At 32.4% G+C, this 21554-nt stretch carries 21 protein-coding genes and 1 pseudogene; 14 read left to right on the top strand and 8 right to left on the bottom strand.

Translation table 11 applies throughout. From position 1 onward, the window contains the following. The first annotated feature begins 23 nt into the window (after nucleotides 1-23). Complete coding sequence (locus TA89_RS07700) at nucleotides 24-440, top strand: Fur family transcriptional regulator (protein WP_040212275.1); 417 nt, start codon at nucleotides 24-26, stop codon at nucleotides 438-440. A 10-nt stretch (nucleotides 441-450) separates the two neighbouring features. On the opposite strand, the gene TA89_RS07695 is transcribed toward TA89_RS07700, so the two are convergent. Continuing rightward, on the bottom strand, nucleotides 451-1248 hold the full coding sequence (locus TA89_RS07695) for a metal ABC transporter permease (protein ID WP_040212274.1): 798 nt from the start codon (nucleotides 1246-1248) through the stop codon (nucleotides 451-453). A gap of 2 nt (nucleotides 1249-1250) precedes the next feature. Then, entirely contained in the window at nucleotides 1251-1928 is a 678-nt protein-coding gene (locus TA89_RS07690; protein WP_040212273.1) for a metal ABC transporter ATP-binding protein, read from the bottom strand. Nucleotides 1929-2119: 191 nt separating this feature from the next. On the opposite strand from TA89_RS07690, the gene TA89_RS07685 reads away from it, so the two are divergent. The 4 genes from TA89_RS07685 (at nucleotide 2120) to TA89_RS07670 (ending at nucleotide 6557) form a co-directional block, all read left to right on the top strand. Further along, nucleotides 2120-2518: a DUF6762 family protein gene (locus tag TA89_RS07685; protein WP_040212271.1), complete on the top strand. Its 399-nt coding sequence runs from the start codon at nucleotides 2120-2122 to the stop codon at nucleotides 2516-2518. Between the two features lie 19 nt (nucleotides 2519-2537). Further along, nucleotides 2538-4337, top strand: a complete 1800-nt coding sequence (pepF, locus tag TA89_RS07680) for an oligoendopeptidase F (protein ID WP_040212270.1) — start codon at nucleotides 2538-2540, stop codon at nucleotides 4335-4337. 116 nt (nucleotides 4338-4453) lie between these two features. Then, a complete protein-coding gene (locus TA89_RS07675) occupies nucleotides 4454-5512 on the top strand; it encodes an HD-GYP domain-containing protein (RefSeq protein WP_040212269.1) in 1059 nt (352 codons plus the stop codon). An 82-nt stretch (nucleotides 5513-5594) separates the two neighbouring features. Beyond that, nucleotides 5595-6557, top strand: a complete 963-nt coding sequence (locus TA89_RS07670; RefSeq protein ID WP_040212268.1) for a rhomboid family intramembrane serine protease — start codon at nucleotides 5595-5597, stop codon at nucleotides 6555-6557. A gap of 17 nt (nucleotides 6558-6574) precedes the next feature. Here the strand turns inward: TA89_RS07670 and TA89_RS07665 are convergent, their stop codons facing one another. Further along, complete coding sequence (locus tag TA89_RS07665) at nucleotides 6575-8332, bottom strand: ATP-dependent metallopeptidase FtsH/Yme1/Tma family protein (RefSeq protein ID WP_040212267.1); 1758 nt, start codon at nucleotides 8330-8332, stop codon at nucleotides 6575-6577. A 232-nt stretch (nucleotides 8333-8564) separates the two neighbouring features. On the opposite strand from TA89_RS07665, the gene TA89_RS07660 reads away from it, so the two are divergent. From TA89_RS07660 to TA89_RS07645, 5 genes are all read left to right on the top strand, one after another. Continuing rightward, nucleotides 8565-9572 carry a YkvA family protein gene (locus tag TA89_RS07660; RefSeq protein ID WP_040212266.1) on the top strand — a complete coding sequence of 336 codons (1008 nt, stop codon included), beginning with the start codon at nucleotides 8565-8567 and terminating at the stop codon, nucleotides 9570-9572. 12 nt (nucleotides 9573-9584) lie between these two features. Further along, a complete protein-coding gene (locus tag TA89_RS07655; RefSeq protein WP_040212265.1) occupies nucleotides 9585-10202 on the top strand; it encodes a ribonuclease H1 domain-containing protein in 618 nt (205 codons plus the stop codon). Nucleotides 10203-10286: 84 nt separating this feature from the next. Then, nucleotides 10287-10460 (top strand): YtxH domain-containing protein, encoded by a 174-nt coding sequence (locus TA89_RS18225; protein ID WP_147590094.1) that lies wholly within the window; start codon nucleotides 10287-10289, stop codon nucleotides 10458-10460. Between the two features lie 195 nt (nucleotides 10461-10655). Beyond that, nucleotides 10656-11957, top strand: a complete 1302-nt coding sequence (locus TA89_RS07650) for a helix-turn-helix domain-containing protein (RefSeq protein WP_040212264.1) — start codon at nucleotides 10656-10658, stop codon at nucleotides 11955-11957. 19 nt (nucleotides 11958-11976) lie between these two features. Next, on the top strand, nucleotides 11977-13236 hold the full coding sequence (locus TA89_RS07645; RefSeq protein ID WP_040212263.1) for a helix-turn-helix domain-containing protein: 1260 nt from the start codon (nucleotides 11977-11979) through the stop codon (nucleotides 13234-13236). A 36-nt stretch (nucleotides 13237-13272) separates the two neighbouring features. On the opposite strand, the gene TA89_RS07640 is transcribed toward TA89_RS07645, so the two are convergent. The 3 genes and pseudogenes from TA89_RS07640 to TA89_RS07630 form a co-directional block, all read right to left on the bottom strand. After that, nucleotides 13273-13455, bottom strand: a complete 183-nt coding sequence (locus tag TA89_RS07640; RefSeq protein WP_040212262.1) for an alpha/beta-type small acid-soluble spore protein — start codon at nucleotides 13453-13455, stop codon at nucleotides 13273-13275. A gap of 139 nt (nucleotides 13456-13594) precedes the next feature. After that, a pseudogene (locus TA89_RS07635) lies at nucleotides 13595-14568 on the bottom strand (P1 family peptidase). Nucleotides 14569-14628: 60 nt separating this feature from the next. Then, entirely contained in the window at nucleotides 14629-15219 is a 591-nt protein-coding gene (locus TA89_RS07630) for an ECF transporter S component (protein ID WP_040212261.1), read from the bottom strand. 226 nt (nucleotides 15220-15445) lie between these two features. Between TA89_RS07630 and TA89_RS07625 the strand changes: the two genes are divergently transcribed. After that, on the top strand, nucleotides 15446-16096 hold the full coding sequence (locus TA89_RS07625; RefSeq protein WP_040212260.1) for an HDIG domain-containing metalloprotein: 651 nt from the start codon (nucleotides 15446-15448) through the stop codon (nucleotides 16094-16096). Here the strand turns inward: TA89_RS07625 and TA89_RS07620 are convergent. Next, nucleotides 16086-16685 carry a hypothetical protein gene (locus tag TA89_RS07620; protein ID WP_040212259.1) on the bottom strand — a complete coding sequence of 200 codons (600 nt, stop codon included), beginning with the start codon at nucleotides 16683-16685 and terminating at the stop codon, nucleotides 16086-16088. The genes TA89_RS07625 and TA89_RS07620 overlap by 11 nt on opposite strands. A gap of 182 nt (nucleotides 16686-16867) precedes the next feature. Between TA89_RS07620 and TA89_RS07615 the strand changes: the two genes are divergently transcribed. Beyond that, nucleotides 16868-18007 (top strand): cysteine desulfurase family protein, encoded by a 1140-nt coding sequence (locus tag TA89_RS07615; protein ID WP_040212257.1) that lies wholly within the window; start codon nucleotides 16868-16870, stop codon nucleotides 18005-18007. Beyond that, complete coding sequence (thiI, locus tag TA89_RS07610) at nucleotides 18004-19155, top strand: tRNA uracil 4-sulfurtransferase ThiI (protein ID WP_040212256.1); 1152 nt, start codon at nucleotides 18004-18006, stop codon at nucleotides 19153-19155. Before TA89_RS07615 ends, thiI begins: the two co-directional genes overlap by 4 nt. Before the next feature lie 32 nt (nucleotides 19156-19187). Here thiI and TA89_RS07605 read toward each other — a convergent pair whose 3' ends face one another. Next, on the bottom strand, nucleotides 19188-20450 hold the full coding sequence (locus TA89_RS07605) for a zinc ribbon domain-containing protein (RefSeq protein WP_040212254.1): 1263 nt from the start codon (nucleotides 20448-20450) through the stop codon (nucleotides 19188-19190). 248 nt (nucleotides 20451-20698) lie between these two features. Here TA89_RS07605 and speD point away from each other — a divergent pair, with 248 nt between their 5' ends. Next, nucleotides 20699-21502 carry an adenosylmethionine decarboxylase gene (speD, locus tag TA89_RS07600; RefSeq protein WP_242850104.1) on the top strand — a complete coding sequence of 268 codons (804 nt, stop codon included), beginning with the start codon at nucleotides 20699-20701 and terminating at the stop codon, nucleotides 21500-21502. The last annotated feature ends 52 nt before the right edge of the window (nucleotides 21503-21554 follow it).

Genomic DNA, 21554 nt, shown 5'->3' with positions numbered 1-21554 from the left:
GTTTTGTTTAAGGGGTAATGTAGGTGAATATAGAAGATATTCTTAGACAAAATAAAATTAAGGTCACAAAGGCAAGGACGAGAATTTTATATATTATTTTGAACAGTGAAAACAGCATAAGTGCAGAGCAGATATATAATAACTGCATTAACTCAGGAGAAGATATAAACCTATCTACAGTGTACAGAACTCTTGAAGCCTTCGAAGAAAAGCATATTGTAGATAAGTTTGACTTAGGAGAAGGAAGATATACCTATTGTTTAAAGAAGAACTCTCATATGCACATTTTAAGATGTTCATTATGTAATAGAGAAATAGAAGTTCCATGCCCAATGCATCAGGTAGAAGAACTGGTTAAGAATAAAACCGGGTTTACTCTTACAGAGCATCACCTTATACTTAAGGGAATCTGTGAAGAGTGTAAAAATAAAAAGTCATAGCTTTTGCAGGCTATGACTTTTTATTTATGTTAGAAATAACAATAGCTATAATGAGCACAATCACTGAAATAACTGCTATGGTCCCTCCGGGAGCGGTATCCAGCATATAGGAAAGAACTAAACCGGACATAATATCTATCAATCCTATTATTATTGATATTATGAGGCTTCTTTTAAAGCCCTGTTTAAACTGAAGTGCTGTAGCTACAGGGACTATCATTACTGAGGATATAACCAGGATTCCCATAACCCGTATAGAAACAGAAATAGCTGCCCCTACCATTATAGTAAAGATATAATTTATAAGCTTAACCTGTACACCTAAAGTTCCGGAACCTTCCTCATCGAAGGTTACATATATAAGTTTATCATATAATATTCCAATTAATAAAAATGAAATAATAGTTACTGCTGCAATCATAATTATATCTGATTTAGTTACTGTAAGTATGCTGCCAAATAAAAAAGAGTTTATGTTGGCAGAAGCTTTACCGCTGCTTACAAGCATAATAGCTATACCAAGGCTGAAGGTGAGTATAATGGACATTACCATTTCAGCATATCTCTTATAGTAATTTCTTAAAAATTCTATAATGACTGCACACAGTGTAGTATATATAAATGCGACGATCAGCGGATTATAGCCCAAAACAAGTCCTATGGCTACTCCCGCAAAGGTTGAGTGAGACAGTGTATCTCCTATCATTGAATATCTTTTTAGAACTATAAAAAGACCTACTGTAGGAGACAAAAGGGCTACAAGAAAGCCCGCCATAAAAGCATTCTGCATAAATTCATATTCAAACATATTTAATCTACCTTTCTAATGTTGAATACATTGTCATTATTAAATCTGCTAATATATTCATCTATGGTCAGCAGTCTGGTATCTCCGCTTAAATCCAGTATGTGGGTGGAGTTTTTTAAGGCTGCGTTTAGATTATGTTCAACAGCCACAACAGTAATGTTTTTATTTACATTTAAATCCTTAATGATAGAATATATTTCTGACTGGCTGTTTATATCTACACCTGTGGAAAGCTCATCAAGGACTAAAAGTTCTGGATTACCCATAAGGGCTCTGGTTATAAAGACTTTCTGCTGCTGTCCTCCGGAAAGATTTCCAATAAGAGAATTCTTGTAAGAATTCATATTTATTAAACTTAAGCTGTCATCGATAATATTATTATCCGAAAGTTTTATCACCTTCATATGAATTTTTAATAGTTCGTTAACAGTAAGGGGAAACTGAGAATTAAAGCCTTCAAATTTTTGGGGAACATAACCAACCTTTTTAGTGGATAGGGATATAGTACCTTTAACAGGACTAAGTACTCCTAAAATTAATTTTATTAATGTGGTTTTACTGCTTCCATTTTCTCCTAATATGGATACATATGCTCCCTTAGGTATTTGAAGATTTAAATCCTCTAGAAGATAAGGGGCTTTTCCTGTATATGAAAAAGCTAAATTTTTTATTTGGATCAAATTATCAACTCCTAATGGATTACTATAATTATAATTATTAACTCATAATAAGTATATTATAATTATACTGTGAGTTGCAAATTATTTGCAAGAACAATAAATAGTAAAAATATTTAAAAATATGCTAATATATTAATATAAAGCTAACTATACTTTAAGAATATATTTAACAAAAAAAGAGGAGGGTATATATGGAATTTTCGTCTCTTGTACTTATGGAAGTAGATCCCATTGATAAGAAGTTTATCAAGGAAATAGGAAGCTTCAGTTTAAGTCATGGTGGAGAATATGTAAAAAAGTTTTATTGTCATAGCGGTGATGTATTCATAATCTTTGATATTAATAAGGATGTTGAGGATTGGGAGTACAGTGCCATTTTTGATTTGTTTGAAAAAGAAGATTTTATTAATAAAGGCTTTAAAATTGAAGATGTAGACAGTGAATTCAATCCTGCATGGATTATAAGCTTTCCTTTAATGGAGGAGAGAGAGGACTTACAGGCTTCTATAGAAGCAGCGGGAGAATTAATAGAAAGGGAAATACATAAAGTATTAGAAGTCATTAAAGGAAAAAAAGAAGAATATCAATAATGGATAAGGAGGAAATATGATGTCAGAAACTAAAAAACTTCCAAAGAGAACCGAGATATCAGATAAGTATAAATGGAAGGTAGAAAAAATCTATAAAGATATTGATGAGTGGGAAAAAGATTTTAAGGCTCTCAAGGAAAATGCTGCCATTCTGCCCGGTTACCAGGGAAAACTTAATAATCCTTCTGAGTTGTTAAGCTTTTTACAGGAGAGCGAGAAGGTAGACAGATTAGCTGAAACTCTCATGGTTTATGCACATTTAAAATCTGATGAAGATACATCAAATACCACCTATCAGGGATTAAAAAATAAGATTGACAGTTATCTGGCTGAGCTTGCCAGCTTGAGTGCATTCTTTGTACCTGAAGTTCTTTCACTTCCAGAGGATTATCCTGAAAGAGCGATGGAGGAGGTTCAGCAACTTAAGCTGTACGATTTTTTCTTAAAGGATATATTTAAATCCAAGCCTCATATATTATCAAAACCGGAAGAAGAAATTCTGGCCTCAATCTCAGATAATCTGCAGGCTCCCCATAATATTTTTAATATGCTTACCAATGCGGATATGACTTTTCCTACAATAGTGGATGAAAAAGGAGAAAAAGTAGAGCTCACAGAAGGTAATTACAATTCCTTTATTAAAAGTAAAGATAGAAGAGTTAGAAAAGAAGCTTTCAAAGGTTTGTTCGAAACCTATGAAAAATATAATAACACCCTGGGTACTTCATTAAGTTCTTCCATGAAGAATTTTATATTCCAAGCAAAGACAAGAAAATATTCTTCTGCACTGGAAGCATCTTTAAAACCAAACAATATACCTTTAGAAGTGTATGATAATGCATTGGAAACCATAAATAATAACGTGGACTTGCTTCATAGATATGTGAAAATCAAGAAGCAGCTTTTAGGCTTGGAGGAAATGCATATATATGATTTATATGTTCCTCTAATAGATATTCCCAAAGAGGAAATACCTTTTGAACAGGGAGTAGAACTGGTTAAAACCGCTCTGAAACCTTTAGGAAAGGAATATATAGATATATTCAGCGATGGAATAGAAAAGGGTTGGATAGATGTTTTTGAAAATAAAGGGAAAAGAGGTGGGGCATACTCCTGGGGAACATACGATACAATGCCTTATGTGCTTTTAAATTATAATGAAACCTTAAATGATGTTTCCACCTTAGCACATGAAATGGGGCATTCTATACATTCATTTTATTCCAAAAAAGAACAGCCATATATTTATTCGCAGTATACCTTATTCTGTGCTGAGGTTGCCTCTACCACTAATGAAATACTTCTTATACATTATTTAATAGATAACGAAAAAGACAGCAGAAGGAAATTATTCCTCATTAATCAAGAATTAGAGCAGATTAGAACCACTGTATTTAGGCAGCTGATGTTTGCTGAATTTGAAAAGATTACACATGAATTGCTGGAGGAAGGCAATCCTCTTACTGCAAAGGAATATTCTTCTATATGGCATGATATAAATGTTAAATTCTTTGGTGAGGATATAGTTGTAGATAAAGAAATAGACATGGAATGGGCAAGGATTCCTCACTTTTACAGAGACTTTTATGTATATCAGTATGCTACAGGATATGCTGCAGCATCAGCTTTTGCAAATTCCATTTTAACTGATAGTGAAAGAGGAGTTAAAGAGTACAAAAAGTTCCTGAAAAGCGGCGGAAAAGATTATCCTATAAATATATTAAAAGACAGCGGAGTTGATATGACCACGCCGGCTCCTTTAGAGGCTACACTAGAGAGGTTCAAAAGCCTTCTAGACATGCTAGAAAATATAAAATAATTAAAAACAAGCGGTTTTCTTGTATAACCGCTTGTTTTTTTTGCAGATGTGTATCAATTACTCTGTTATTATGTCGATAATATGAAGTAGAAATAATGAAGTAAATGGAGGACAATATGAGGTTAGAGTTTATTAACAGAGTCAGACCTGGTGAGATATTAGCTAAGAGCATTTTAACCAGCGATGGTAAAGTTTTATTAAACAACGGAGTTAAATTAACAGAAGTATATATAAGTAAATTAAAAGAACTAAACATATACTACCTTTATATTGAAGATGACAGACTGGATGACATAGAGGGAGAAGACAGCATTTTAAATGAATTGAAAATAGAAGCTGTAAAAAATATTTCCAACATATATAAAAGATTATCTCTTCATGGTCCCGTTGACATAAAAGAAACCTATAAAAGCATGGAAAATCTTATAGACTATATTATGAGCATAGACAGCATAAGTACCAATTTAATGGCTATTAAAACTCATGATAATTATACATATCTCCACAGTGTGGATACAGGAATATTATCTGGATTCTTAGGAAAAAATCTAGGTATGTCAAAGGAGGATTTAGTTAAACTGGGAATGGCTGCAGTATTACACGATGTTGGCAAGATTAAAATAAAATCCTCTATATTGAATAAGAGGACTCCGTTGACATCCAGTGAAGCAGGAGAGCTAAAGAAACATCCTGAATATGGGGAAGAGGTACTTAGAAGCTATTCAACTATTCCATCTGAGGTGATTACAGGGATAAAACAGCATCATGAAAGAGTGGACGGAAATGGTTATCCGAGAGGATTGAAAAAAAATGCTATCTCTAAAATTGCTAAAATAATAAGCATATGTGATGTTTATGATGCTGTATCCAGAGATAGAAGCTACAGAAAAAAATTCAATCCCTCCGATGCCTATGAGCTGATACTAGCAGGCAGCGGAAGCATATTTGATGAGAAGATAGTAAGCGCATTTAAAAGAACTTTTTCAGTATATCCCTTAGGAACTTGTTTAAGGCTGTCTAATGAAGTTGAAGGTTATGTAGTGAGACAGAATAAGAACTTTCCTGATAGACCGGTAGTCCGTGTTTTATATAACAGTAAAACTAAAGAACCTATATCCTTTTACGAAATAGATTTGCTGGAGCATACGGATTTAGTGGTCATGGATATCGTTTAAACACCCTTAAGGGTGTTTTTTATTTGTCATTATCTTCTGCTTAATTTATAATAAAATAAAATATCATTTTAAGGGTGAGGGCATGAAGGAGAAACTTGAAAAAAAGCTTTTTAATAAATTAATTGAATATTATGGCTTTGTAGTTGAGCAGTATATAAATCCAATAAACAGTGAGAGTACCTGGGCAGCTTTAAAATATACCAAGGAAGGGGTAATATCCGTTATATGTACTTTGGAGGCGGAAGAAGAAGCTGAGGTAAAGGGGCTTATTCAATATTTATATTCCAAGAATCAGCCTTTTAACATCAATGTAGTGGTTTTGACGGGAGAAACTGATGGATATAATCTGCAGGAGCATAATTATAACAGAATAGAAGTGGATAAATATAGCAATAAGGTTTTGAGATATCCTCAGGCATCTGAATTTATAGCGAATATATTAAATGAAAACAGCAGCAGAAGGAAGATTAATAAAAAAACTTCAAAGATAACTTTGATATTAATGGCTGTCAATATCGCTGTATTTATAGCTACAGCTATTTTGTCTAAGGATATCTTTGATATAAATACTCTTGTGCTTTATGCTTTTGGGGCAAAGGAAAATTACGCTATTGCCCATGGAGAATATTATAGGCTGTTAACTGCGGCTTTTCTGCACGGTGGAATCATGCATTTAGCGCTTAATATGTACGCACTATATATATTAGGAGATCTAATTGAAGAGGTATATGGAAAAACAAAGTATGTAGCAATATATATAATTTCTGCGGTTGCCTCCAGCTATCTTAGCTACAGGATGTCCCCATCACTATCCATAGGAGCTTCAGGAGCAATTTTTGGACTTATGGGAGCAGCTTTGATTTATGCTTTTAAAGAACGAAACAGTATTGGTAAATATTTCCTGAGAAATATTTTATCTGTTATTGCTTTAAATGTGTTTATAGGATTAACCATGTCTAATATCGATAATTATGGACACTTTGGAGGTCTTTTAGGAGGAATGCTTATCTCCTTTTTGTTATATCCATCAAAATATAAGCGGTAAAAATGCCCCTCAGAGCTTTATACAGCCTGAGGGGTTATTATGTTTGTTAATTTTGCAAGATCAGCTCCGTATAAGGTTTCTTTTTCCAAAAGACCTTCAGCTATACTTTTTAATATAGATTTATTATCCTGAAGCAGCATCTTTACCTCACTATAAAGGTTCTCTACCATGGCTTTGCATTCATCAATCACTTCTTTAGAAGCTTCACTGCTAAGACTTCCCAAAGAAGACTTTCTCAGAAGGCCTAAGGAGTTTCCCATGCCGTACTCTGTAATCATAGATTGTATAATTTTAGTGCTTTCATTAAGATCATTGTATGCACCGGTAGTAACCATTTTTTCTCCGAAGATTAACTCTTCAGAGGCTCTGCCTGCTAATAATACCATAATTTTATTTTTAAGATACTGCATATTTATATACGCACTGTCTGCAGGAATGCTTAAGGTATATCCTCCGGCACCCTTTGAGGTAGGGATTATAGAAACTTTTTCTATGGAATCTTCGGGAAGTTTCAAAAGGGAAACTAAAGCATGTCCAGCTTCGTGATAAGCAGTAATCTTTCTGTCTTCCTCTCTTAATGAATCTCTTACGATTTTATTATATCCTGCTATTGTAATAGAATATGCCTTTTCAATGTGTTCCTCAGTAATAAAATCCGAATCTGATTTTGCTGCAATGATAGCTGCTTCATTGATTAAACTTTCAAGCTTTGCTCCAGAGAAATAAGCGGTTTTATAGGAAAGACTCTTAATATCAATATCTCTGCAGGGCTTCTGCTCAAGGTATAAATTTATTATTTTTTCTCTGGCTGAAGCATCCGGTAGAGCCACTTCTACATGTCTGTCAAATCTTCCTGGACGCAGCAGAGCTGGGTCTAGTACATCTAACCTGTTAGTAGCTGCCATAACCACAATACCTTCATTATCATTAAAACCGGACATTTCTGTAAGAAGGGAATTCAAAGTCTGATCTCTTTCTTCTGAGCCGCCGATTTTTCCTGAACTTCTCATTTTTCCAATAGCATCCATTTCATCAATAAAGATAACAGCCTTACCTTTTGATTTTGCTTTTTTAAAGAGGTTTCGTATACGAGCTGCTCCTACCCCTACATATACCTGAACAAAGTCTGATCCGGATACTGCATAAAAAGGTACTCCTGCTTCTCCTGCAACTGCTTTTGCAAGAAGGGTTTTTCCTGTACCTGGTTCTCCATAAAGTATAATTCCTTTAGGCATTCTCGCGCCATACTTATTATATTTATCTGGGTTTTTCAAAAAATCAACTATATCATTTAAACTTTCTTTAGCTTCTTCATTACCTGCTACAGAAGAAAATTTGTATTTATTTTTAAATTCTTTTTCATTATTTAGAATCTCCATAGAGGTCATTGAAGAAGAAACCTTGATTTTTTTTGAAAGCATAATAACTATAGAAAATATGCAGATTATTAAAATAGAAGAAGGAATAGACTTATTTAAAGATACTACATTGCTTTCTTTCACCGAAATACCTGAAGTTAAAAGATCTTCTTTAAAGGTTAAGGTTCTTGGATTGTCCGTATAATAATCTGCTCCGTTTTTTAGTTTAATTTTTAGTGTGGAGGCATCGTTTATGGTGACAGCTTCAACATTGCCATTTTTTTTATCCTTTAAAAATTCAGTATAGTTAACATGTGCTGTTTTTTCTAATATGAAGGTTTGGTATATTAAATAAGAAATACAGATCAAAGAGATTAAAACAGGAATAATAAAGATTTTCTTTTTAAACCTATTCATCAATGTAAAATACCCCCTTAATAATATGAGATTATTAATAATCTACAATTAAATATTATATTAAGCTTAAGATTAAAGTCTAATGAAAGTCATAGTTTTTACCAATGTAAGTTATGGAATTCTTTTATGAAGATTTATATAATATGAATTATAGATAATAGAAGATATATAATGTATACTAAATTATGTAGAATCTTATAAAGTCCTATATTTAATAAAGGGGGAATACTCTATGCACATAAGCAATGTAGAAGCTAAGCTTACTGAAATGGATATCTTAAGCATTATAAATGACTTTGTAAAAATAGATAATTTAATTATAAAAACCGTAAAAATAGAGGAAAGCATTTATGTATCAGGAAGCTATAAATCTATAATTAAACTTAATTTTCATGTTAATGCTCAAGTGGTTTATTCTAAGGGAAAAATTATTAAATTAAAGATTAAGTCATTTAAGCTTTGGAGGCTTGGTATATTATCCTTTATAAGAAATATTGCTGCTAAGATTGCCTTAAAAAAATTAAATAAAGAGGGAATTAGATTTGAAGACAATAATATTGTACTGGAACTGGACAAGCTATTAGAAAAGGTGCCTTTTATTTCTTTAAACATTGGAGATTTAAATTTACAAAGTGGTGTTGTAAAGGTAGGCTTAGAAGATATCAGCATATCTATAGATAAAATATTCCCTTTAAAGGAAATGGCTTCTTCTGAGATAAAAGAAAGTATAAATGAGAATAATATAGATTCAACTGTGGAAGATAATATAGATAAAATAGAAGAGGAATATAATGGAGAAGTAGAAAAAGTAGAAGACTACTATTCAGATATTAGAAAATCCGTGGCGGAAAAAATACCTGTAAAATATGAGAAGTACAGTGACTTTGCTTTTATAGTTCCAGATATTCTCGCTCTTTTAATCAGGTTATTTAAGGATAGAAGAGTGAAACTTAAAACAAAAATCACATTAGGTATTTGTGCATCCTATATTGCTTTGCCTTTAGAAATAATACCTGATAAAATCCCTTTCATTGGAAAGTTGGATGATTTAGGCGTTGCAGTATTTGGTCTTACAAGAGTTATTGAAGAGGTGCCTAAGGATATAATTTTATCCAACTGGGAAGGAGATAATGACGTTTTAAAGGTAGTGGAGACAGCACTTATGTATATTAAGAATTTTACAACAGGGGGGAAAATTGATAAGGTATATAACTTTATGGAGGAAATGATTACTGTTTAAAGGAGAATGGAAATGGCTAAGTATTATGCTGTAGCAAAAGGCAGAAGCGGAGAATCTAATATATATACGAGCTGGGATGAATGCAAAGCAGATGTAATAGGATTTAAGGGAGCAGTGTATAAAAGTTTCGGCGCATTGGTGGAAGCTGAAAATTATTTAAAGCTTCACAGCGGCAGCGGAAAGGATTTATCAGGATGTGCTGATGAGTCAGATTCAATTTTAAAAATTTATGTAGATGGCAGCTATAATCATAATAAAAAACAGTTTTCCTATGGGTTAGCTGCTGTAAAGTGCAGCGAAGTGATTTTTAAGGATAAAGGAAAAGGTGAAGACCAAGAGGCTGTTGCTCTTAGAAATGTGGCTGGGGAGGTTTTAGGAGCTATGAAGGCCGTAGATTTTGCAATTAATAATGATTATAAAGATATTGCTATATACTTTGACTATCAGGGTATAGAAAGCTGGGCTTTAGGAACATGGAAGAGGAATAATAAAATTACTGAAAACTATCATTTATTTATGCAGGAAAAAATGAAAGAAATAAAAATAAAATTTATAAAAGTAAAAGGACATTCAGGAGATAAGTTCAACGACTTGGCAGACAAACTTGCAAAAGCTGCTTTAGATGACTAGTAAAACCAATAATTACATGGTTTAAATATAGAAAGACTGTATATTCTAATGATATAAGGACATTTATAATAAGGAGTGATGTAAATGGGTAGATTTATATCAGGAATGACTGCAGGTGCTTTAGTTGGAGCAGCTTTAGGTACAGTTATCCTTTCTCAAATGGATAGAAGAACCCAAAGGATGATAAGAAAAGCTGGAAAGAGAATGATGAGTACTATGGGGGATACATACGATGATATGATGCACTGGATGCGATGAAGTTTTCTTAAGTCAGGTTTAAGCCTGACTTCTTTTTTTATTGTTTAGGAAATAGCTTTTTAATTATTTTAAATTTTCCTATAAAATAATTTAAAATTGTTCTTTAAGTAAAAAATATGTTATAATATAGTAAAAAAATGTAACAATTATATTAATTTTATTAATACTTATATAGGTGTAAAGGAAGAGTGGCTTATGGAAATTTTGTCCTTAGGAGAAAAAATTAAACGTAAAAGAAAAGAACTAAATATGACGCTTAAAGATTTAGCTGGTGAAAGAATAACCCCCGGGCAGATAAGCCTTGTAGAATCTGGAAAATCAAATCCTTCCATGGATCTTTTAGAGTATTTGGCTGAGGCTCTAAAAACCACTGTGGAGTATTTAATGGAATCTGAAGAAAGCCAGGCAGAAAAGATATGTACTTTCTATGAGCAGATAGCGGAAGGATATATAAACAGCGGTGATTTAATTGCTGCAGAAAAGAAAATAGAAACTGCATTGTATTATGCAGAAAAATATGATTTAGAATATAGAAAAGCAAGAAATCTATTTTTAAGAGCAGAAATTTATATGTCAAAGGGTGATTATGCATTGGCACAGCAGTTTTTTTTATCTGCCAATGTAATATTTATTAAAAATAATAAAAATGAAGAAATAATAGAAACATTTCTTCATCTTGCAAAGATTACCTATATGCTTAAAGCTTATCATTCTTCTAACAGTTATCTTCAGCAGGCGGAAAAAGTCTTTATCGACAATAATATAGGTAATGACTTTTTGCTGGGCAAAATTTATTTTTATATAGCAAATACATTTTTTAAACTTGATAATTTGGATAAAGCCATAAACTATTCTTATTTAGCAAAACAAAAGTTTATGCAAATCGGTAATCGTAAAGAATACGCAAAATCCTTACTCCTGATTTCTGAAGAGATAAGCAGGAAAGGAGAACTGGATTTAGCTATAGATTACTCCACAAAAGCTTTAGAAGTATATAAAGAGTTAGAGGACATGGACAAGATGTCTAATATAGAAAACAGTTTAGGAAAGTTGTTCTATGAATTTGACAATATTGAAGAATCCTTTACTCACTATGAAAAAGCGATAGAATTAAGAAAGAAAAATAAAGATAGTAAACTTATAGAAACATTAATAAACATCTGCGAAAACTACATAAAATTAAAAGATATAAAAAATTGCAACAAGATACTGGATGAAATTTTAGAAAATATAGAAGATAATAAAGTATCTGATATGATTGAATACTATATGCTTAAATACAGGATAAGCCTTTTAAAAGACGATACTTCTGAGGCGGAAAGCATCCTTCACATAGCCTTTAACTATGCAAAAAGCATGGATTATTACAAAGACGCTGCTGAGATTGCCATTATGCTTGGTAAATTTTATATGGATAGAAAGAATGACACTGAGGCGGCAAAATTCCTTGATGAAGGTGTTAATTTATTTAAAAAGACCGGAATATTAAGAAAATAGATTGAAATAGGTGAACGTTATGGAGATATTATCAACAGGGGAAAAGATAAAGAGAGCAAGGATATATAAGGGTATTACTTTAAAGGAATTATGTGATGAGAAAATATCTATATCCAAAATGAGCTGTATAGAAAATGGAAAGGTAAAAGCGGAAGACTGGATATTGGAAGAGGTTTCTAAAAAGCTTCAGCTGGATATAGATTATCTTAAACAGGATGTTAAAGATCAGATAGAAAGCAATATAGAAAGATTAAAAAACACTAAAAGAGACGAACAGCTGGAAAAAGATATACTATACTCTTTAGATTATGCCACAGAATATAAATATTACGATAAAGCCTTTGAACTTATGCATTTGCTTTTTATATATTATCTTGATATAGAAAACTATGATAGTATTCAGGTAAATATTTCACAGTATCACTATTTTCTTCAAAAAGCTTGGTCGGAGGACAGAGTTCTTGTTTATAGTTTAGATGCAGCAAAATATTTTTTTGCAAATGAAGAGTATTCAGAAGCACTTATATATTATGAAAAGGTTAGAAAGCACTTAAGTGATGAAGCTTCTGAGGATAAGACCCAGCTTGCGGAGGCTACCTATAATGTTGCTTCTTCCTATATAATGCTGAAAAGGTATGATGAAGCTATGGAGTTAATAAAAGATAATCTTAATCTAATAAATTATCTTGGAACCGATGAGAAAAAAGGTGAAGTTTATGAGATGCTTGCAGCGCTGTATGCTGCCTGTAATGATGACAGGTATAAGGAATATGAAGACAAGGCGTTGCAATTACTTAAGAATAACGATAAAGGAAAAGCAAGATTATATTTAAGACTTGCTGATGCTGTATTTAAAAGTGGTGAGAAGGAAACTGCTTTGAATTACATCACAGAAGCCTTGAAGCTTATTCCAGAAGAGGCTGATAAGACTTATGTTAAATACTTAATAAGCTGTATAGAGACATTGGTTGAGAATAATTGCTACGAGTATGCTGAAAACCTTGGAGAAACAGCATTAGATAAGGCGATAAAGACTAATGATATCAAATTTATAGAAAAAGCTTATTATTATAAGTCCGTTCTTCTTCAAAGGAAAGGGCGATACTCCCAATCTGAAATGTATATGAATCTTTCACTGGATGCCTTGCTGAAATTTGGCGGAAAGGAAGAAAGGTATAAGAGATATTTAGATATGGGATCAATGTATTATGAACTTGGAGAATCAAAGGATGCATTAAAATACTTTATGCTTGCTCTTTCAGAAGAAAAAAAGATGTAAAATAAAAGGTGCTTGTAGAAGCACCTTTTTTATATATTATAATTTACTTTCGTATTGATGAACCATTCTTTTAACCATTTCTCCGCCGACACTGCCGCATTGTTTGGAGGTAAGTTCACCATTATAGTCTTTAAATGGTACTCCCATCTCATTAGCTACTTCTTGTTTAAACTTATTTAAGCCATTCTTAGCTTCAGGAACTAATTTAGAATTTGTCATTTTACTTCCTCCTTTTGATAAACTATAGTTGGTTGATACTGTACTAATATTTTGTACCATAATAATATAAATAAACTATAATTTTTTTAGCAGGGGAGGAAATAAGGCTATAATAAAGTAAATCAATCCATGAATAAATTTATTTTTTATTTTTTAAATCTTTAAAGGATTTAAATCCATATAGGCTATCTGCGGAAGTAACAGCATTTATTATAGCTTTTTCCATAACCCTTGCTGCAAGCATTCCAACAACATTAATATCTGATTTTACTTTATTGGTGCCCATAGTAAATATAGTATCTCCGTCCAACATAGTATGAACAGGTCTGATGGCTCTTGCAAATCCGTTGTGTGCCATAGAAGCTATCTTATTGGCTTCTGCTTTGTTGATTTCTGCATTGGTTATTATGGCACCGATGGTGGTGTTTCCTTTGAAAGCCTTTTGAATTTTTTCATATGCTTTTATCATGTATTCTTCAGTGTTTAAAAATCCGCTTAAATCTTCATTTAAAGCTCCTGCTAAAATATTTCCCCCATGGGAGCTCACCACATCTCCTAAGCAGTTTACCGCCACCAATGCACCGACTTTAAGGCTGCCTACCTGTATACAATAAGAGCCTAAACCGCCTTTCATGGCATGTTCTGGACCTAGGATTTTTCCTACTGTAGCACCGGTTCCAGCACCATGATTTCCGTTTTTATCCTCAGTGGATTTTTCTGAATTAATACAGGCTTCATAACCCATAGCAGCATCAGGTCTTATGCTGGGATCTCCTGCAGTAAGATCAAAGAGTACAGCCTGACAAACAATAGGTACCTTTCCAATACCAACATCAAAACCTGAATTTTTTCTTCCAGGTATTTCATAACTCCTGAAGATGCATCAAGCCCGAAAGCACTACCACCGGACAGAACTACCGCATTAACTTTTTGAACAAGCTCAACAGGATTTAAAAGATCTGTTTCTCTGGTTCCAGGCGCACCTCCTCTTACGTCTACTCCTCCGGAGGCGCCTTCTCTGCAGATTATAACGGAACATCCAGTACCGGACTCATAATTTTCCATATGTCCTATTTGTATACCTTCAATATCACATAATTTTATTTCTTTCATTATAAACACTCCTTTATACTAAATATCCCAGTTTAGTAGAAAACTAAACTGGGAAAATTACTATCTTCTAATCTTTAAAAGCGCTAACACTACAGGAATACTGATAAGTGCAGATATAGCAGCTTCCGGAATGCCATTAGTTAAGGCTATTGTCAGCATAAATTTAGGCACAGCTGATGCGGATGTATTAGTTACTTCTGCTATTTTTTCAAAATAAAAGAAATATGAGAGAAGTAAAACTCCAATGGTATTTGTCAGAGTTCCTGCTACGGAAGCAGCACCAATACTGAAGGATTTATACCTTCCCTTAAAGAGCTTGTAGACATAATAGGTAGATAAGACTATTAACACTCTTGGAACCAAAGCTATAATAGGATTCCAAAACCAAAAGGATAATAAGCTGGGAGCGGTAAAAGCCTGATACATACTGAATAATCCAAATGCAAGTCCAATAATGCTGCCAACTAAAGGGCCCTCAATTATAGTACCTATAATTACAGGGAGATGCATTATTGTAGCATTTACTCCAGTAGGTAATGGGATAAAACCCAGCCTTGTAAGTCCCATAAAAAATGTGATTCCAGATAGCATGCCCACTACTGCCATCTGTCTTGTACTTAGACGAGATGAACCTTTAAATTCACGTTCCATTAATAAAACCTCCGTTCTTATTCCAAAAGGATATAATTCGGGCTAACCTTGGAAAATTAATAATGTTCGGTTTCATAAGAATACCGACAATGTAATTTTAGCATGTTATGAGCATAAATCAATATAAACAAATAAAAAAACATAGGATTGTTTATAAAAAAGTTATAAATTATTTCTTTAAATTTAAGCTATACTATGTTATATACTAATGAAAAAAGGAGGAGCTATGGATAAAAAAGAAATTTTTATGGAAATAGAAAAGCATTTACTGGAAGACGAGAGACCCTCTTTATTTTTAAAAAGATTTCTAGAAAATAATAAAATAGATATAAATCCCTATAATATGATTACGGATTTAAAAGAAATTCCTCAAGAGCCTAAACATCATCCTGAAGGCAGTGTTTTCAATCATATAATGATGGTAGTGGATGAAGCGGCAAAAAAGAGAAAGCTGTCAAAAAATATGAGGGTGCTCATGTGGTCTTCTCTTCTTCACGATATAGGTAAAACTCCAACCACTAAAAAAAGAAAAGGAAGATGGACATCTTATGATCATGATAAAGTTGGAGAGAAAATGGTTATGGAATTCTTTCAGGAGCTGGGATTTGAGAATAAAGATTTAGCTCTGAAAATTTCTAAGATGGCTAGATGGCATATGCAGGCCCTTTTTGTAATTAAGAGCCTTCCTTTTGCTGACATAGAAACTATGATAGAAGAGGTAGAGGTTGAAGAGCTGGCCCTTCTCACAGTAAGCGACAGACTTGGCAGGGGGAAGCTCACTGAAAGTCAGAGAAAGCAGGTAATAGATGATATAAATAAATTTCTCATTAAGGTTTCTGAGGTAAGCGGAGAGAAATACAGCAAAATCAATTATTAAATTTAACTATATATAAAAAAATAAATATTAAAAACAAGAGCTTTACAGCGGTAAAAAAAATCCTAAAACTATTTAAAGGAACCTTTATGTGAAGTTCTTTCCCTATGTAATATGAACCTAAAACAGGAGAATGGAAGCTAGGGCTGACATATATAAAGCTACCCTGAGGAGTAATCAGACCAGCTTTGTCTTTTTTTATATCCAAAACAATGCCTTCACTATTTAGACCTTCACAGTTTGAAGGCATTGATACATAGGATTTTAAAAATGAATATTCGCTTCCTCTAAAAATCAGTATCAAAGCCAGAATATAAATCCTCCATTGTTTAATAAATCTTTTCCTATGCTTTTTTTTATGTGAAAGATACTTTAAAGGAATAGACTTTTTTACCATAATTATTTTCATTAATTCTTTATCATTTACAGAATTCTGAGCTATATTAAAAAGCTCGTCTTTAATATGCTTTATTCTGGGAACTGAATTGCATAGCGATTCAAAAGAAATATTAAATTGATCCAGTTCTTCAAGATAATTTAAAACCTCTTTTTTTAAGGTTATATTATCCTTTAGAGAAAAATTCCTTTCCATCACAATCTCTCCTATATAATTTATACTTTTTATTTTACCATTAAAAGTAAATATATAAGAAAAATTTATACTGATTAATTATTACTCTATGCTACAAATTATGAGTAATTCTTTGCAGAATAAAGCATATATGGTAAATTAAATAGTAGAATATCAAATATACTGTAAGAAGGTGAACTGATTTGAGTGTTTACTTTGATAATAGTGCTACCACTAAGCCTTTTAAGGAGGTTATAAAAAAAATCTCTGAAGTTATGGAAAATAATTATGGAAATCCTTCCTCTGCACATAAGTTTGGACTTATGGCTTATAAGGAACTGCAAAAATCCAGAGAAATTCTAGCAGCTTTAATAAATTCCTCTCCAGATGAGATAATATTTACTTCAGGAGGAAGTGAAAGTAATAATATGGTTTTAAAGGGTATAGCTAGGCCTGGACTTAATATAATAACTACTTCTATTGAACATGCCAGTATTATGTCAACCTGCAGGGAGCTTGAAAATAGCGGTGTAGAAATTAAATATTTACCAGTAGATTCTTTAGGGAGAGTAGATTTAAAGGAATTAGAAAACTCTGTTAATAAAGATACTGCATTAGTGAGTATTATGCATGTTAACAATGAAATAGGGACTATACAGGACATAAAAGCTGTTTCAGAAATAGTAAGAAGTAAAAGTACAAGAGCAAAGTTTCATGTAGATGCAGTGCAGAGTTTTGGGAAGCTTCCTATTGATGTTAAAGAATTTGATATAGATTTTTTATCTGCCAGTGCTCATAAAATACATGGACCAAAAGGAATAGGTCTATGCTATATACGTAAGAATATCAGATTAAGATCATTAATAACAGGAGGAGAGCAGGAACTTGGAATAAGAGCAGGCACGGTAAATGTTCCTGGGGCTGCAGGATTTGCCGCAGCGGGAGAAATTATAAATAAGAGCATGGCTTCAAATTATCAAAAGGTATGGGAACTTAAAGAGTATTTTATCCAAAGGTTGAAAGAAATACCTGAGGCAATAGTTACAAGCTACTTAACACAGGATTTCACTCCTTATATACTTAATGTTCAGTTTAAGGGTATAAGGGGAGAAATTCTCTTAAGAATGCTGGAGGAAAAGGATATATTTGTTTCCTCAGGAGCTGCCTGCTCTTCAAAAAGTAACAAGGACAGTCATGTGCTGAAGGCTGTAAATATAGATCATGAGGGGATACTAAGCTCTGTTAGGTTCAGCTTTAATCCATATAATGATAAGGAAGAGATAGACAAAGTGGTGGATGAACTAAAGAAATCCCTAATTTTTTTAAGGAGAATGAAGAAATGAGAAAACTTATACTGATAAAATATGCCTCAGAGATTTTTTTAAAGGGGTTAAATAGAAATAAATTTGAAAAAAAATTAAAAGAAAACATAAAAAACGTCTTAAAGGGAATGACTTATGAATTTTTTATAGACCAAAACCGATGGTTTGTTTATGGAGAGGATCTTGAAGAGCTGGCAGCAAAGATTAGAAGGGTTTTTGGAATTAAAGAAATATGCATAGTAAATGAAGTAGATGCTGAAATGCAGTTTATTAAAAAGGCTGCATTGGAGCTTTATAATAAAGTAAGACCTGTAGATTTTAAAATTGAAACAAACAGAGCAAATAAAGCTTTTCAGCACAATTCCATGGAAACAAGCCGGGAAGTAGGGGGATACATACTTGAGAATTCAGAGGAGGCAAAAGTAAATGTAGTTAACCCTCATTGTAAAATACTTGTTGAAATAAGGAAGAAAGCTTATGTTTATACCGATGCTAATAAGATTGAGGCTGTAGGAGGAATGCCTTACGGAATGAACGGAAGCACTATGCTGATGCTTTCCGGAGGAATCGACTCTCCGGTAGCAGGTTATATGATGGCCAGAAGAGGTGTGGAATTATCCTGCGTATATTATCATAGCCATCCATATACCAGTGAAAGAGCCAAAGAGAAGGTAATGGATTTGGCAAAAATTCTTTCCGGTTATACAGGAAAGTTAAAGCTTTATGTAATCCCTTTTACAGAAATACAAATGGAAATAATGGAAAAATGCAGAGAAGATGAGCTTACTATAATAATGAGAAGGTTTATGATGCATGTAGCTTGTAATCTATCAAAGAAGCATGGTATAGATTCTGTAACCACCGGGGAAAGCATAGGCCAGGTTGCAAGTCAGACTATGGAGGGGCTGATTGTAAGCAGCGATGCTGCTGACAGACCAGTATTTAGACCGCTAATAGCCTTTGATAAAACGGATATAATGGATATATCCAGAGAAATAGGAGCGTATGAAACATCTATACTTCCTTATGAAGACTGCTGCACTATATTTACTCCTAAGCATCCAAAAACTAAACCAAGATTAAAGGAAATTTTAGCTTCAGAGTCAAGTTTAGAGGTAGATGCATTGATAGAAAGAGCTGTTGAAGGTGTAGAAATCTATGATTTTTAAAATAAAAAGCGAAGGGTCTTCTCCTTCGCTTTTTATTTTGAAATTTCATTTACTTCTGAAACAAACCATCTATTATTTTTCTCATCATAGGATAGTATAGTTTGAAGAGAAAGAGACTCCGGTTTTGTTAAAAATGGAAAGCCAAATATATTTTTTTGTTTATCAAATTCCAAATTTATCACTGCATTCGCTTTGTAAACAGTATTTTGGGTTTTTACTCCTATAGCATTTTGTTCCCACTGTATGCTTTTCATTTTATATGAATCCTTTAAGATTAATGCTGTGTTTTTATACCTGTTAAACACAGATTGAGATACTTCCGGAGAAGAATGTTTAATAAGGGATACATCATTTTGGTTTAATGCTATAAAAAAGCTTTGATAAAATTCTGTATATACCTGTTCTAATGTAGCTCTTAATTCATCGGTAAGAGGGTTGATATCCAGCCTTAGCTCTGGCAGCTGTGAAAATGTCTTTTTTTCACTTATGGTTTTTCCCCATGGAAAGGACATCTCAGCATGCACTGTGAAAGTATTGTTTATAGGTATTGGACCTATGTTTTTAAAATCCTTAATCTTTATAGATGTAGGCTTATCGTTTATATATACTTCTGCTTCAGGATAATTACCTTGAAGGTTTACCATTGCTGCAGGAGGAGACAGTGAAACAGCTATAAGTCCACTTAAAAGCTGGATTTCTTTTTCTGCTTTACTGCTTCCGTATTCATTGGTGAGCACAGTTGCTATTGAGTACTTTCCAGGTATTATAGGTCCTAATTTATTAGAATAGCCGTCAGTATCGCTCTTGTCAAAAAGTATATTATTTAGATATAATTCTGTATTTTTAAATTCTGTAGAAAAGGATAAATACACCGGTTGTAATTCGATTTTCCATTTTTTAAAAGGCCAATTTCCAACTGTCTTCAATATTACCATGTTACCTTCCTTTAAGGATTCATTACTGTTTAAATAATTTATTAAATTTTTTCTTCTTTCTGGGCTTGTATTTATATAATCCAAAAAAGGCTGAAGGTTATCCTTAGTTAAGTTTATTTCATTATCCTTAAAGCTTAGATACTTAAGAGCTGCTCGGCTGTCATTTTTAACTAAGGCTTTTTCAAATTTATTAATGGAATAAGCTTTGTCTGAATTTAATACACCCAGATAAAAACCGAAAAGACCTATGATTAATACAAATAATAAAGAAATAATTATAAATTTTAAATATGAGTATTCATTTATATACTCTTTTATTTTAAAATAAGTAGTGTGTAAGTATTTATTTATATTGTTCAAATTCATCTTCCTTTCATGGAGTGTATTATTATTATATCAAAAAAAAGGCTATGAATTAAAATAAAGATTATGCTTGAATAATATTATATACTTTGGTATAAGTATATTTATGATGAATATATGCTTAAAATAAAATGCCGATATTTATATTTTTTTATGCAAAACTTTACCGAAAAAGGTGAATTTTATACAATTTTATTTAAGTTTATTTAGGTTGTAAGAAAAGGGGAATGAAATTGGAAAATGATATAAATAATAACAAGCTGAAACTGTATGGTTTTAACAATCTAACAAAATCATTAAGCTTTAATATATATGATATTTGTTATACTAAAACAGAGGAAGACAGACAAAAATATATAGAATATATAGATGAGCAGTATAATTCTGAAAGATTAACTAAAATACTTACTGATGTAACAGAAATAATAGGAGCCAGCGTTTTGAATATTGCAAAGCAGGATTATGATCCTCAGGGTGCAAGCGTTACTCTACTGATATCCGAAGAGGAGGTTCCTCTTTATGTTCTAGATCCCTCCTGCAACAGAGGTATTTTAACTCCTGCCAGAGAAAATGTGGTAGCTCATCTTGATAAAAGTCATGTTACAGTACATACTTATCCTGAAAGTCATCCACAAAATAATATAAGTACTTTCAGAGTTGATATTGATGTTTCCACCTGCGGAACTATTTCTCCTTTAAAAGCCTTAAATTATCTCATTGGATCTTTTGATTCGGATATAATCACTATTGATTACAGAGTGAGGGGTTTTACAAGAGATATTGACGGAAAAAAGCACTTTATAGATCATGATATAAATTCAATCCAAAATTTTATAGCTGAAGATACCATTGATAAGTATAATTTAATAGATATGAATATTTATCAGTCAAATATATTCCATACTAAAATGAAGGTAAAGGAGTTAGATATCCCTAACTACTTATTTGAATTAAAGGAAGAAGAACTCTCTAAAGAAGAAAGAGAAGAAATAATAAAGAAGTTAGATATTGAAATGACAGAAATTTTTTATGGAATTAATGTGATTTAAATAAGCCGGAAGCGGCTTATTTTTTATTGTTTTTAATTATTTTGCTATATAG

Source organism: Clostridium polynesiense (genome assembly GCF_000820705.1).
Classification (GTDB): domain Bacteria; phylum Bacillota; class Clostridia; order Clostridiales; family Clostridiaceae; genus Clostridium_AA; species Clostridium_AA polynesiense.
The sequence above is the reverse complement of the archived record's forward strand: the minus strand, read 5'-3'. Positions and strand labels throughout refer to the sequence as shown.